The sequence below is a fragment of the Pseudomonas sp. McL0111 genome (genome assembly GCF_052567255.1).
In genome coordinates, this window is the sequence record NZ_CP199585.1 from 4301630 (window position 1) to 4314431 (window position 12802).

Sequence of the window (12802 nt, forward strand, 5' to 3'; positions counted from 1 at the left end):
CATCGTCTCCAATCCGTGAACAAACACGGTCCCATCGAGACGGTGAACATCATGAAATTTTCAAAAATTGCTCTGCTTTTTGCGTTCAGCACTATCGGCGCGCAGGCCTTTGCCGCTGACGAACCGGCCTACACTCAGGTTGAAACCTACAGCTATTCCACCCAACTCGACGTCGCCCATGTGATCTCGATCTCCGACACGGGCACCCAGTGCGGTCCGGTGCCGGCGCAGATGACTTATGAAGACTCGACCGGTGCGCGGCATGTCTTGCAGTATCAAGTGATGGGCAGCGGTTGTTCCAACGGTTGATCGTCGTGCTGACACTGGAGGGTCGACACTCCAGGTCTGCGGCACTTGGCGTCAGCGGGTTGATGCTGAACCGGCAATGTCCTCATCGGACGCCAGCAGTTGCGGGATGGCGGTTTTCAGGAACTCTACCCAGGTCTTGATTTTGGCGTCGACGAATTTGCGCGATGGATAGATCGCGAACAGGTTGTATTCCTCCAGATGGTACTCCGGCAGTACCCGCACCAAGGCTCCCGCCCTCAGGCCCTCGACGGCCGACGCTATCGGTTGAATGCCGATGCCCATTCCATTCTTGATCGCTGTCGCCATGCCGTCCGCTGTGTTGATGTGCAGAGGCGAGACGGGCACGTTGACGGTTTCCAGGCCTTGCGGTCCTTCGAACACCCAGTTTTCGGCTGGCATCACCGTGTTGACGATGCGCAGACAGTCGTGTTCGCCGAGTGCGCCGGGCGTGGCCGGGCTGCCGCGTTTGGCGAGATAGCCGGGTGAGGCGCAGAGGATGCTGTAGGTGACGCCGAGGCGTTGTGCGACGAAGCCTGAGTCGGGCAGGTCGCGGGCCAGCACGATGGACATGTCGTAGCCTTCTTCGAGCAGGTCGGGCAGGCGATTGCTCAGGGTCAGGTCGAACATCACCGTGGGGTGAATCTCGCGGTAGCGGGCGATGGCGTTGATCACGTAGTGGTTGCCGATGGCGGCCATTGCGTGGATTTTCAAGCGGCCGACGGGCAGGGTCTGGGCGGTGCCGGCTTCTTCGTCGGCGTCGCGCAGGTCATCCAGAATCTTTTCGCAGCGTTGCAGGTAACGCACGCCGGCTTCGGTGAGAGCGAGGCGGCGGGTGGTGCGGTTGATCAGGCGAGTGTGCAACCGGGCTTCGAGGCTGGAGACGGCTTTGGAGACGTTGGTCGTGGTGGTGTCGAACAGGTCGGCGGCGGCAGTGAAACTGCCGGTTTGGGCGACGGCGACGAAGAAGCGCAGGGTCTGGATGACGTCCATCGATTTCACCAAGAGGGATGAGGCAGTCATTCTAGGGATTGGCGGCGGGCGGGTCTTGCAATAGTTTGAGCGGCTGGGATCGCGGGGGAGGGTATATGGCACTTGAAGATATTTTGGCGCAGGAACTCGCGGTGGTGTTCTGCGGAATCAATCCGGGCTTGCTTGCGGCGGCTGAAGGGCACCACTTCGCCGGGCGCGGCAATCGTTTCTGGCGCACCTTGCATCTGGCCGGGTTCACGCCACATGAGGTGCCGCCGGAGGATGATCGATCACTTCTGCAATTTGGCTGTGGACTGACGGCAGTGGTTGATCGGCCGACGGCGCGGGCGGATCAACTGTCAGTGGCGGAGTTCACCGCAGCGGCTGCGGATTTCGAAAGCAAGATCGCCCGTCATGCGCCGCGCGTCGTGGCGTTTCTCGGTAAAGCCGCGTATGCCGGGTTATCAGGGCAGAAGGACGTGGCGTGGGGGCCGCAGGCGCAGACGTTCGGCAACGCGGCCGTCTGGGTGTTGCCTAATCCCAGTGGGCGCAATCGAGCGTTCACGCTTGAGCAACTGGTGGACGCGTATCGAAAAATGCATGCGGTGATCTTCAAGCTTTAGCGCAAGCCGCCGACAACAAGCGTCTGCCACTTCAGATTCGGCCAACGCTACTTCAACCAGGTCTCCACCACCCGCCGATCCAGCTCTTCCCAATCGGCCATGCCCAATACCCGCGTGGTATTCAGCCCGCGCAAGTAACCGCGCAGTTGATTGGCGACCTCGCGTGCCGACTCGGCATCGAGCGCGTTCTTGCGCAGGGCGGTTTCGTAATCGACCAGGTATTCAGCTACCCGCTCGCGGAATTCGGGAAGGACGGCGTCGCGGATCAGGTCAAAAGTTCTCAATCAGGGACCTCTCAGTGTTGTTTTATTAGTTGTCATTGAGTGTGCATCAGTCTGCGATGCGCGCAACTATCGCTAGAAGTAATAGTGACCATCACGAAACGCAAGTTTTGCTTTGCGTCCGATAGGCGGAAAATCGCCTTCATCGAAACGCAGCTCAAGGAATTTGCGCGATGAACACATTAATCCGACTGGCTGTAGTTGCCCTGTTGATGGGCGGGGTGGGGGTTACCGCACCGGCCTATGCGGATGATGCGCAATCGTGCCATTTCCTGCCGCTTGGCAGCAGTAGCGCGGTATTACGCCATTCGCAAAAGGTCGGCGTGCTCTACAGCGAAAACACACTGGACAACCTGCAATACCTTGAGCGCTACCACGACGTAGCGGTGAACGGCGCAAAAGATGCGCTTGATCCGCGGATTCGTGCGGCGTTCGTCAACAGCTCCGATCCGGAATTGGCGATCGACTGGCTGGTGAATTCGCTGCAACAGCAGTTTCTGTCGGTGACGGTCTACGACAACCTCGATGAGCTGTTGCAGGCGCATCCGGATGTGGTGGTGAAACTGGACACGTTCAACCGCCTGTTGACCCAGCGAAACAGCCTGGTGGAGGCGCGATTCGCCGCCCGATTCTACGACGCCGACCTGCAATACATCGGCAAGGCTGAAGGCGCGATAGAGAAACAAATGCCTTCGGTCTGGGTGCACAACAAGGCAGCACCGGCGATTGCCGCGCAGATCGAGCAGCAGCGTGACCTGCAACTCAATGCCTTGAAGCAGTTTGATAATTCGTTGAAAGCCTTGGTGAGAGCCGGCTGATTGACTCCTAAAGAATGGCAACGGCAGCGCCCGTGACGTTGAACCGTTGCCCAATGAACCGATTTTTTGTTTTCAGGATTTCACCCATGCGTAATTTGTTTTTGCCTGCCCTGGCTTTCGCTGTCTTGTCACTCGTCGGCTGTACCTCGACACCGAATAACCCGACCATGACCTTGCAGACCAGCAAAACCCCGGCACAGTACGCCGATTGCGTGGTGCCGAAGTTGCAGGGCAACGCGATGGCCCCGACCGTTTCGCAGACCCAGCGCAGCTACCGCATCGTAGTCCCGAGCAAAATCTCGGCGGACAACGTGCTGGAAGCCTACAAGGCTGGCACCGGCGGCAAGGTGTTCATCTATGACCGTCACCTGCTGGCCTCGAACCTGGTGCCATCGACTTTTGAGCGTGCTGCTCAGGACTGCATCTGATTCCAGCGTTCAAACGTATTAACCGAGCTCCTTTGGTTGGCCGCAACCAACCAATTTTTTGCCCCGCGCCCCATTCGGTCGCGGGGCTTTTTTTTACTTGCGAGCTAGGATTGATGCAATCGACGGAGGCTCTGACCTTTATGAGGAGGACGATTGCCATGCAAACCGACAAGCCGGACATCGACGCTGCGGCGCTGATCGATGCACGAATCGCAGAATTGAACGATTGGCGCGGCGCCACGCTGATTGAAATCCGTAAGGTCATGCATCAGGCCGACCCGGATGTGGTGGAGGAGTGGAAGTGGCGGGGCGTACCGGTTTGGTCGCATGGCGGGATCATCTGCACCGGCGAGACCTATAAGGCAGCGGTGAAAGTGACCTTCGCCAAGGGCGCCGCGCTGGCTGATCCGTCGGGGCTGTTCAACGCCAGTCTTGAGGGCAACACCCGGCGGGCAATTGATTTTCACGAGGGCGACAAGGTCGATGCGAAGGCCTTGAAGGCGCTGATTCTGGAGGCGATTGCGCTGAATACTTCGAAGTAAATGCACGTCTCAGGAATAACTGGCTGTTTTAAAACAAATTTTTTTCACATTGGGCTTCCCAGATCGCATAAATGTTGTTAAATTGCCGCCCACGCTTACACAGCACGTTACGCAGTGTGAGTTATAGGGGCGTCGCCAAGCGGTAAGGCAGCAGGTTTTGATCCTGCCATGCGTTGGTTCAAATCCAGCCGCCCCTGCCATATTCAAGAAACGCCAGTTCGAAAGAACTGGCGTTTTTTTATGCCCGCGATTTGTTGGTCAGCCGTTGTAAACTGCGCCCCGTAAATTCCTCCGACCAGAGAACCTTATGGCAAACCAAGACATCACCTTCACCCCAGACCCTGACGCAGACTCCATTTCTTCCGACGTTGTCGGTTTCGGCGGCATTCTGGTTTCGACGCAGATCCCGACCCGTGCCGACGGCAGCCTGGAGCTGGGCGATGTCACGCTGCAAAGCGAATGCACCCTGCAAGCGCTGAAAGTCGCGCTGGAGAAGGCCGGCAGTTCGATAGATCGGGTCATGCACCTGACCATCTACCTCACCGACATGGCCGACCGCGCCGCGTTCAACGAAGTCTACAAACGCTTCTTCGCCAAACCATGGCCAGTCCGCGCTGCGGTTGGCGTGGCTTCCCTGGCCGTCGAAGGCATGCGCGTGGAAGTCACCGCCATGGCCGCCAAAGCCTGACCTGACACCCAAAACCCTGTGGGAGCTGGCTTGCCAGCGATGACGATGTGTCAGTCAATATTGATGTTGGATGTGCCGACGCTATCGCTGGCAAGCCAGCTCCCACAGGGAATGCGGTGTCCCTAAGGGCGGGGCAGTTGCCACTTGGCAGCACGGGCGTGCCGGTTTAGCGTTTCGCGGCTACAATGCGCGCCTCAACCGTGACAGTCTGACTAAAAAAATATATGTCCTTGCCCAAGCATCATCTGGAACTGCTCAGCCCAGCCCGCGACGTGGCGATTGCCCGTGAGGCGATCCTGCATGGCGCCGACGCCGTGTACATCGGTGGCCCGAGCTTTGGCGCGCGCCACAATGCCTGTAACGAAGTGAGCGAGATCGCCGATCTGGTCGAATTCGCCCGTCGTTACCATGCGCGGATTTTCACCACCATCAACACCATCCTGCACGACAACGAACTGGAGCCGGCACGCAAGCTGATCCATCAGTTGTACGACGCCGGCGTCGATGCGCTGATCGTCCAGGATCTTGGGGTGATGGAGCTGGACATCCCGCCCATCGAGTTGCACGCGAGCACCCAGACCGATATCCGCACGCTTGAGCGGGCCAAGTTCCTCGATCAGGCTGGTTTCTCGCAACTGGTGCTGGCCCGCGAGCTGAACCTCCAGGAAATCCGCGCCATCGCCGATGAAACCGACGCCGCCGTCGAGTTCTTCATTCACGGCGCACTGTGCGTGGCGTTCTCCGGTCAGTGCAACATCTCCCACGCGCAGACCGGCCGCAGTGCCAACCGTGGCGACTGCTCGCAAGCCTGCCGCTTGCCGTACACGCTCAAAGACGAGCAGGGCGGCGTGATTGCCTACGAAAAACACCTGCTGTCGATGAAAGACAACAACCAGAGCGCCAACATCCGCGCCCTGGTCGAGGCCGGTGTGCGTTCGTTCAAGATCGAAGGTCGTTACAAGGACATGGGCTATGTGAAGAACATCACCGCCTATTACCGCCAGCGCCTCGACGACGTGCTCGAAGACCGCCCTGATCTGGCTCGTGCCTCCAGCGGCCGCACCGCGCACTTCTTCCTGCCCGACCCGGAAAAGACTTTCCATCGCGGCAGCACCGATTACTTCGTCACCGACCGCAAGATCGACATCGGCGCGTTCGATTCGCCGACGTTCACCGGTCTGCCGGTGGGTGTGGTCGAGAAAGTCGCCAAGCGTGACATGCTGGTCGTGACCCAGGAGCCGCTGTCCAACGGCGACGGCCTCAACGTGCTGGTCAAGCGTGAAGTGGTGGGTTTCCGCGCCAACATCGCCGAGCCGAAAGGCGAGTTCGAAGAAGACGGCGAGAAGCGCTATCGCTACCGCGTCGAGCCGAACGAAATGCCTGAAGGCATGTACAAGCTGCGCCCGAATCATCCGCTGAACCGTAACCTCGATCACAACTGGCAGCAGGCCCTGCAAAAGACCTCCGCCGAGCGTCGTGTGGCCCTGAGCTGGGTTGCCCGTTTGCGTGAAGATCAGCTGGAAGTGACCGCCACCAGCGAAGAAGGGATCAAGGCCAGCGTCACCCTGAACGGCCCGTTCGGCGTTGCCAACAAGCCGGAGCAGGCGCTGGAACAGTTGCAGGATCTGCTGGGCCAGCTCGGCACCACGCAGTATCACGCCACCGACATCAAGCTCGATGCGCCGCAGGCCTACTTCATCCCGAATTCGCAGCTCAAGACTTTGCGCCGCGAAGTGATTGAAGCCCTGACCGCCGCACGGATCGCCGCGCACCCGCGTGGTAGCCGTAAAGCCGAGACCACGCCGCCTCCGGTGTACCCGGAATCGCACCTGTCGTTCCTGGCCAACGTCTACAACCAGAAGGCCCGCGACTTCTATCACCGTCACGGCGTGAAGCTGATCGACGCTGCGTATGAAGCGCACGAAGAATCAGGCGAAGTGCCGGTGATGATCACCAAGCACTGCCTGCGTTTCTCGTTCAACTTGTGCCCGAAACAGGCCAAGGGTGTGACCGGCGTGCGCACCAAGGTTGCACCGATGCAGCTGATTCACGGTGACGAAGTGCTGACCCTGAAGTTCGACTGCAAGCCTTGCGAGATGCACATCATCGGCAAGATGAAAGGCCACATCCTCAACCTGCCGCAACTGGGTAGCGTGGTTGGCCACATCAGCCCCGAAGACCTGATGAAAACCATCCCGCGCGCACCACACTGAGTGACGGGCAGGCGTGATCCTACGGGGTCACGCTCGCCTGCTCAGGCTCTCGGTCCGCCAGTTCTTCGAGCAAATCGGCTGACGGTACAAAGAACAAACCTCCGGTGACTGCCGTGCTGAAATCCAGCAAACGGTCGTAGTTGCCGACGGGTTTGCCAACAAACATGTTCTCCAGCATCAGTTCGATCGGTTCCGGCGAGCGCGCATAACCAATAAAGTAAGTACCGAACTCGCCAGCCCCAGGCTTGCCGAACGGCATGTTGTCACGCAGGATTTTCACTTCCTTGCCGTCCTTGGTAATCGTCGTCAACGAACTGTGCGAGCAGCTCGGCTTGACCGCATCATCAAGCTCGATGTCCGCCAGTTTGGTGCGCCCGATCACCCGTTCCTGAGCTTCGACGGTCAGCGCATTCCACGCATCCATCTTGTGCAGATACTTCTGCACCAGCACGTAGCTGCCAGCGGCAAACGCCTGATCTTCGTCACCCACCAGCGTGAAGTCGCCAATCTTGCGCCCGACCGGATTCTCCGTGCCATCGACAAAACCGATGATGCTGCGCATATCGAAATAGCGGAAACCCTGCACCTCATCGACCACCACCACGGCATCGCCGAGGGCGGCCATCAGTTGTGTTGCCAGTTCAAAACACAGGTCCATCTGCTCGGCGCGAATGTGTAGCAGGATGTCCCCCGGTGTGGAAATCGCCTGACGCCCGGCAACGCCGAATTCACGAAACGGATGCAACGCTGCCGGACGCGGGTTACCAAATAGCGCATCCCAGGCACTCGAACCGAACCCGCAGATGCACGACAGATTGCCGTCAGGCACGCGTTTGCCGACCGAGCGGGTGAGGGCGGCGATGTCGCCACACCAGCCGCGCACCTGACTGGCGGCATCGCTGCCGGGCGCCAGTGTCAAGACCATGAAGATCGCGCTGCGGGTGATCGGGTTGCCGATTGCTTGCGGCTCAGGTGTCCGGGTGTCCATTGCTGAGGTCATAAACAGTTCCATGGTCGCGTGACTAAGGTCGGCCGCCATTATGAAACCAAATCCCGCTTGATCGATATCTCAGAAGCGACTCAGTCGATAGGGCGCCAGTTCGGGCAGTCCGGGCAACGTCGGGGCGGTTGGCGACGAGGCCAGTTGCGCAATCAGTTCGGCGGTCACCGCTGCCTGCGTCAGCCCCAGATGTTGATGGCCGAACGCGAGCAACACTTTGCCGTCACACACTCGGTCAATAATCGGCAGCGAGTCGGGTAATGACGGGCGAAAACCCATCCACGGCGTCGCCCCTTCAGCGCTCAAGTCACGCCGGAACAAGCCCTTGCTCAGCCGATGCAACTGCCACGCACGTTCCATCACCGGCGGGCGTTCCAGACCGGCGAACTCGACGGTGCCGGCCAGCCGCAGGCCCTCAGCCATCGGCGTCATGATGAACTTACGTTCAAACGAAGTGACGGCGAAAGGCAGGCGCTGTTGTTCATGGGGCAGCATCAGGTGATAACCGCGCTCGGTGTCCAGCGGCACCTGCTTGCCGGTCAGGGCCGCCGTGAGCTTTGCCGAGTGCGCGCCGCAGGCGATCAGCACCTGATTCGCAGTGAACCGGCCTTGATCGGTATGCAAAGACACGCAGTGCTCCTGCAACTGTCCGCCGAGAACCTGCTGCTTCAAAAACTGCACACCACTGGCCTTGGCTGCTTCGACTAGTTCGCAGACCACCCGGTACGGATCGAGAAAGTGCCCGGTGCGCGGGAAGAACAAGCCGCCCTGAATCTGCTCGCTGAGTTGCGGCGCCTGATCGCGCACCGCATTGGCTGCCCAGAAATCCACTGGCACCTGTTGCTGGCGCATGCGCGCCTGCAAGGCTTCGATGGCCTGCCGCGAGTCTGCGCGTTCGAACACCAGTAATGAGCCGTCCTCCTTGAGCAAGTCGGGACGGGCGATGCTTTGCAGCAATCGCTGCCAGGCTGGCAGGCTGCTTTCGTTGAGCGCCCGCAGGCCGGCGACCGTGCGCTGGAACGGCGCCGGACGCAGATTCAGCAAAAGCCGCGTGAACCACGGCAAGGCTCGGGGCATGTACTTCCAGTCCAGGCGCAACGGGCCCATCGGGTCCATGAGCATGGCTGGCAAGCGTTTGAGGATCGACAGGTCGGCAATCGGAAACACCTGCTCGGTCGCCAGATGCCCGGCATTGCCGAACGAGGCGCCGTGACCTGGCTCGTCGCGGTCGATGACCACCACCCGGCGTCCTTGCCGGGCCAGTTGCAGCGCGCAGGCGACGCCGATGATGCCGGCGCCGATCACCGCGACATCGGCGCTGTCCTGATTGAGGTTGTCAGGCATGTTCTAGGCTTCCCTCTGTCCGTCGAGCAAGCGCCGCAACAGCAACGGATTCGCCTGTTTCAACGCTGCGGGCAGCAAGCTTTCGGGGAAATCCTGATAGCAAACCGGACGCAGGAAGCGCAGGATCGCCGCGGTGCCGACCGAGGTCGTGCGTGAATCCGAAGTCGCCGGGAACGGCCCGCCATGCACCATCGCATCACAGACTTCGACCCCGGTGGGCCAGCCGTTGACCAGCAGCCGACCGGCCTTGCGCTCCAGCGTCGGCAACAAGGCCCGAGCGTTTGGCAGGTCCGACTCATCAAGGTGCAGCGTCGCCGTCAGTTGGCCTTCGAGGTGTTCAGTGACCTGAAGGATTTCAGCGTCGCTGGCGCACTGCACGATCAACGAAGCGGCACCGAACATTTCCCCTTGCAGACGCTGATCGGCAAGAAAATCCTGCGCCTGGGTAACGAATAACTGTGCCCGACATTGGTTCGGGCCTTCGCCCGGCAGACCGCTCGCCACGACCTGAGCGCGAGGATTTTCGGCCAGCAAACCGGTGGCGGTTTGATAAGCGCTGAAGATCCCCGGCGTCAGCATGGTCTGCGCCGGACTGCGGCGGATCAGCTCGGCAGCGCTGTCGATAAAGCGCTCCAGCGCCGGGCCCTGACGGGCGATTAGCAACCCGGGATTGGTACAGAACTGCCCGGCGCCCTGGGTCAGCGAGGCAACAAAGCCTTGCGCCAGCGCATCGCCACGCTGCGACAGAGCTTCGGGAAACAGGTACACCGGATTGATCGAACTCATTTCCGCATACACCGGAATTGGCTCCGAACGCGACTGCGCCGCTTTACTCAATGCCACGCCGCCACTGCGCGAACCGGTGAAGCCCACGGCTTTGATGCGCGGATCGCAAACCAGCGCAATTCCGACTTCGCGGCCGGAACCGAACAGCAACGAAAACACGCCCTCGGGCAGATCACATTTCTTCACCGCGTTCGCCACTGCACGACCGACCAGTTCACTGGTGCCGGGATGGGCGCTGTGGGCCTTGACGATCACCGGGCAACCGGCGGCCAGCGCCGACGCGGTATCGCCGCCAGCGACGGAAAACGCCAGCGGAAAATTACTCGCACCAAACACCGCCACCGGCCCCAGCGGAATCTGACGCTGACGCAGATCTGCGCGTGGCAGCGGCTGGCGTTGCGGCTGGGCATTGTCGACACGTACGTCCAGCCATTCGCCGGCGCGGACGGTACGGGCGAAGGTGCGTAATTGCTGGCAAGTGCGTCCGCGCTCACCTTGGATGCGCGGGCGCGGCAGGCCGGTTTCGGCTACGGCGCGGTCGATCAGTTCATCGCCGAGGTCTTCGATTTCCTCGGCTATACACTCAAGAAAATCTGCGCGGGCCGCCAGTGTGATTTCGCGATATTGATCCAGCGCGGCCCAGGCCAAGGCGCAGGCCTGCTCGACATGCTCCGCGCTGCCGCCGGCATAGGCCGGTTCCAGCGCTTCGTCAGTGGCCGGGTTGATCGCCCGGATCGCTTCGCGGCTGCCGGTTATGGCTTGGCCGCCGATCAGCATGTTGCCTGTCAAAGTCATGGTGCTTCCTGATAAATAGATTGAGGCCCCGCCGCTTTCACCGGAGTTGCAACGCACGCGGGGCTTGAAGCAGCGGTCAGGCGACGTTCTGTTCGGCGGACCAGTTTTTGTACCACTGGCGGAACAGTGCGTATTGAGTCTCGGCGTAACGGCGCTGAGCATCGCTGAGCGCATCGCTGGCGTTGAAGTGCAGGGCGTATTGCTTGTCGCCGTTGAGCACCATCAGATGCTTGTAATAGAGCACCAGGTCGCAACCTTCATCGAACGACGACAGCACCGCCAGCGCGGCTTCCAGTTCGCGCGCCAGACGCCGGGCCTTGGCGTCACCCTTGGCCGCTTGCTTGCTCAACGCCACCAATTGCAGGACTTCGCGGGGCAATGCGTTGCCGATACCGGTGATCGCGCCAGTGGCGTTGCAGTTGACGAAACCGTGCACCACTTGCGTATCGACACCGACCATCAGGGTCACGGCATCGTCCTGCGAGGTGATGTTTTCAGCGGCGTAACGCAGATCGGCGCCGCCACCGAATTCCTTGAAGCCGATCAGGTTCGGGTGCTCACGACGCAGTTCGAAGAACAGGTCGGCGCGTGTGGCGAAACCGTAATAAGGACTGTTATAGATCACCGCCGGCAATCCCGGTGCTGCTTGCAGAATCGCTGCGAAGTGGGCCTTTTGCGCGGTGGCCGAAGCGCCACGGGACAGGACTCGTGGAATCACCATCAAACCGTGCGCGCCAACTTTGGCCGCGTGTGCTGCGTGAGCCACCGCTTCACGACTGTTGACGGCGCCAGTGCCAACGATGGTCGGCACGCCAGCGGCGACCAGACGAGCCACGCCTTCCTGACGTTCGGCTTCGGTCAGCAGCGGCCAGTCGCCCATCGAACCGCAGTAAACGACGGCGCTCATGCCGATATCGATCAGCTCACGGCCCTTGGCGACCAGTGCGTCGAAGTCAGGTTTGCGATCCGGGGTGCACGGGGTCATCAGTGCAGGGATGCAGCCAGTGAAGATGTTGTCGCTCATTGTTTTGATTCCTTGGGACATTGATTCAGAGGTAAGTGGATCGCCGGGCGCTCAGATGCCCCAGGCGAAAGGGTCCTGTTCGTCGATCAGCAACGTGGCGTCGGCGGTCATGTAGGCGCGGCCGGTAATGAACGGGCGCACGCGCTCGCCTTCCCATTCGAAGCGGCCTTCGAACTGGCTGCCGGTGATGCTCGCCTGGGTCCAGATCTGGCCTTCGGCGAGTTTGCCGTCGGCGGCCAGACATGCGAGTTTGGCGCTGGTGCCGGTGCCGCAAGGGGAGCGGTCGTAGGCTTTGCCCGGGCACATGACGAAGTTGCGGCTGTCGGCCTGATGGTCATCGGCGAACAGTTCGACGTGGTCGATCAGTGCGCCGTCCTCGCCATGAATGCCTTGGGCTTCGAGTGCCTTGAGCATCGCCCAGGTGTAATCGGTGAGGGCGTCGACGTTATCCATGGTCAGCGTCTGGCCGTGCTCGGAGACCAGGAAAAACCAGTTGCCGCCCCAAGCGATATCGCCGAGCACGCGACCGTATCCCGGCACTTCGACCGGCACCTGTTTGCGGTAACGATAGGCCGGCACGTTGCGCAGAGTGACCGCGCCGTCAGCGTCCAGCGTGGCGCTGACCGGGCCGACTGGCGTGTCGATCTTGTGTACGCCGGGGTCGATGAGGCCCAAGTGATGCAACGAATTGACCAGACCGATTGTGCCGTGCCCACACATGCCGAGGTAGCCGGCGTTGTTGAAGAAGATCACCCCGCACGTCGCGTCCGGCGACACCGGTTCGCAATACAGCGCACCGACCAGCACGTCGTTGCCACGCGGTTCCAACAGACAGGCGCGGCGCCATTTGTCGTGATGCTCGCGCAGGGCATCGCGCTTGTCGGCGATGCTGTCGCCGGGCAAATCCGGGAAGCCTTTCATCACCAGGCGCGTGGGTTCGCCGCCGGTATGGGAATCGATGATGTGAACTCGTTTCATGGAA

General features: G+C 60.7%; 14 protein-coding genes and 1 tRNA gene. 8 read left to right on the forward strand and 7 right to left on the reverse strand.

Features of this window, described 5'->3' with window-relative positions; translation table 11 throughout:
• The first annotated feature begins 51 nt into the window (after positions 1-51).
• On the forward strand, positions 52-309 hold the full coding sequence (locus ACTWLJ_RS19650) for a DUF2790 domain-containing protein (RefSeq protein ID WP_445178083.1): 258 nt from the start codon (positions 52-54) through the stop codon (positions 307-309).
• 51 nt (positions 310-360) lie between these two features.
• Here ACTWLJ_RS19650 and ACTWLJ_RS19655 read toward each other — a convergent pair whose 3' ends face one another.
• Positions 361-1299 carry a LysR family transcriptional regulator gene (locus ACTWLJ_RS19655; protein ID WP_445178084.1) on the reverse strand — a complete coding sequence of 313 codons (939 nt, stop codon included), beginning with the start codon at positions 1297-1299 and terminating at the stop codon, positions 361-363.
• Between the two features lie 95 nt (positions 1300-1394).
• Between ACTWLJ_RS19655 and mug the strand changes: the two genes are divergently transcribed.
• On the forward strand, positions 1395-1901 hold the full coding sequence (mug, locus tag ACTWLJ_RS19660; protein WP_445178085.1) for a G/U mismatch-specific DNA glycosylase: 507 nt from the start codon (positions 1395-1397) through the stop codon (positions 1899-1901).
• 47 nt (positions 1902-1948) lie between these two features.
• On the opposite strand, the gene ACTWLJ_RS19665 is transcribed toward mug, so the two are convergent.
• Positions 1949-2185 carry a hypothetical protein gene (locus ACTWLJ_RS19665; RefSeq protein ID WP_445178086.1) on the reverse strand — a complete coding sequence of 79 codons (237 nt, stop codon included), beginning with the start codon at positions 2183-2185 and terminating at the stop codon, positions 1949-1951.
• A gap of 170 nt (positions 2186-2355) precedes the next feature.
• On the opposite strand from ACTWLJ_RS19665, the gene ACTWLJ_RS19670 reads away from it, so the two are divergent.
• The 6 genes from ACTWLJ_RS19670 to ACTWLJ_RS19695 all read left to right on the forward strand — a co-directional run bounded on the left by ACTWLJ_RS19670 (position 2356) and on the right by ACTWLJ_RS19695 (position 6871).
• Entirely contained in the window at positions 2356-3000 is a 645-nt protein-coding gene (locus ACTWLJ_RS19670; protein ID WP_445178087.1) for an ATPase, read from the forward strand.
• 86 nt (positions 3001-3086) lie between these two features.
• Positions 3087-3428, forward strand: coding sequence for a hypothetical protein (locus ACTWLJ_RS19675; RefSeq protein WP_445178088.1), 342 nt, complete (start codon positions 3087-3089; stop codon positions 3426-3428).
• 158 nt (positions 3429-3586) lie between these two features.
• Positions 3587-3970: a DUF1801 domain-containing protein gene (locus ACTWLJ_RS19680; protein WP_445178089.1), complete on the forward strand. Its 384-nt coding sequence runs from the start codon at positions 3587-3589 to the stop codon at positions 3968-3970.
• A 125-nt stretch (positions 3971-4095) separates the two neighbouring features.
• Positions 4096-4170, forward strand: a tRNA-Gln gene (locus tag ACTWLJ_RS19685).
• Between the two features lie 107 nt (positions 4171-4277).
• Positions 4278-4658: a RidA family protein gene (locus ACTWLJ_RS19690; RefSeq protein WP_445178090.1), complete on the forward strand. Its 381-nt coding sequence runs from the start codon at positions 4278-4280 to the stop codon at positions 4656-4658.
• Positions 4659-4882: 224 nt separating this feature from the next.
• A complete protein-coding gene (locus ACTWLJ_RS19695) occupies positions 4883-6871 on the forward strand; it encodes a peptidase U32 family protein (RefSeq protein ID WP_401209066.1) in 1989 nt (662 codons plus the stop codon).
• A gap of 19 nt (positions 6872-6890) precedes the next feature.
• Here the strand turns inward: ACTWLJ_RS19695 and ACTWLJ_RS19700 are convergent, their stop codons facing one another.
• The 5 genes from ACTWLJ_RS19700 to ACTWLJ_RS19720 form a co-directional block, all read right to left on the reverse strand.
• Positions 6891-7871, reverse strand: a complete 981-nt coding sequence (locus ACTWLJ_RS19700; protein ID WP_445178091.1) for a Dyp-type peroxidase — start codon at positions 7869-7871, stop codon at positions 6891-6893.
• A 69-nt stretch (positions 7872-7940) separates the two neighbouring features.
• A complete protein-coding gene (locus tag ACTWLJ_RS19705; RefSeq protein ID WP_445178092.1) occupies positions 7941-9215 on the reverse strand; it encodes an FAD-dependent oxidoreductase in 1275 nt (424 codons plus the stop codon).
• 3 nt (positions 9216-9218) lie between these two features.
• On the reverse strand, positions 9219-10796 hold the full coding sequence (locus tag ACTWLJ_RS19710) for an aldehyde dehydrogenase (NADP(+)) (protein WP_445178093.1): 1578 nt from the start codon (positions 10794-10796) through the stop codon (positions 9219-9221).
• Positions 10797-10872: 76 nt separating this feature from the next.
• Positions 10873-11820 (reverse strand): dihydrodipicolinate synthase family protein, encoded by a 948-nt coding sequence (locus ACTWLJ_RS19715; protein WP_445178094.1) that lies wholly within the window; start codon positions 11818-11820, stop codon positions 10873-10875.
• Positions 11821-11871: 51 nt separating this feature from the next.
• Entirely contained in the window at positions 11872-12798 is a 927-nt protein-coding gene (locus ACTWLJ_RS19720; RefSeq protein ID WP_445178095.1) for a 4-hydroxyproline epimerase, read from the reverse strand.
• Between the last annotated feature and the right edge of the window lie 4 nt (positions 12799-12802).

Bases quoted from the DNA above. Each gene is read 5' to 3' on its own strand.
- ACTWLJ_RS19715 (WP_445178094.1), bottom strand. From the start codon at position 11,820: ATGAGCGACAACATCTTCACTGGCTGCATCCCTGCACTGATGACCCCG.
- ACTWLJ_RS19720 (WP_445178095.1), bottom strand. From the start codon at position 12,798: ATGAAACGAGTTCACATCATCGATTCCCATACCGGCGGCGAACCCACG.
- ACTWLJ_RS19670 (WP_445178087.1), top strand. From the start codon at position 2,356: ATGAACACATTAATCCGACTGGCTGTAGTTGCCCTGTTGATGGGCGGG.
- ACTWLJ_RS19700 (WP_445178091.1), bottom strand. From the start codon at position 7,871: ATGACCTCAGCAATGGACACCCGGACACCTGAGCCGCAAGCAATCGGC.
- ACTWLJ_RS19675 (WP_445178088.1), top strand. From the start codon at position 3,087: ATGCGTAATTTGTTTTTGCCTGCCCTGGCTTTCGCTGTCTTGTCACTC.
- ACTWLJ_RS19710 (WP_445178093.1), bottom strand. From the start codon at position 10,796: ATGACTTTGACAGGCAACATGCTGATCGGCGGCCAAGCCATAACCGGC.
- ACTWLJ_RS19655 (WP_445178084.1), bottom strand. From the start codon at position 1,299: ATGGACGTCATCCAGACCCTGCGCTTCTTCGTCGCCGTCGCCCAAACC.
- ACTWLJ_RS19650 (WP_445178083.1), top strand. From the start codon at position 52: ATGAAATTTTCAAAAATTGCTCTGCTTTTTGCGTTCAGCACTATCGGC.
- ACTWLJ_RS19680 (WP_445178089.1), top strand. From the start codon at position 3,587: ATGCAAACCGACAAGCCGGACATCGACGCTGCGGCGCTGATCGATGCA.
- ACTWLJ_RS19690 (WP_445178090.1), top strand. From the start codon at position 4,278: ATGGCAAACCAAGACATCACCTTCACCCCAGACCCTGACGCAGACTCC.
- ACTWLJ_RS19695 (WP_401209066.1), top strand. From the start codon at position 4,883: ATGTCCTTGCCCAAGCATCATCTGGAACTGCTCAGCCCAGCCCGCGAC.
- ACTWLJ_RS19705 (WP_445178092.1), bottom strand. From the start codon at position 9,215: ATGCCTGACAACCTCAATCAGGACAGCGCCGATGTCGCGGTGATCGGC.
- mug (WP_445178085.1), top strand. From the start codon at position 1,395: ATGGCACTTGAAGATATTTTGGCGCAGGAACTCGCGGTGGTGTTCTGC.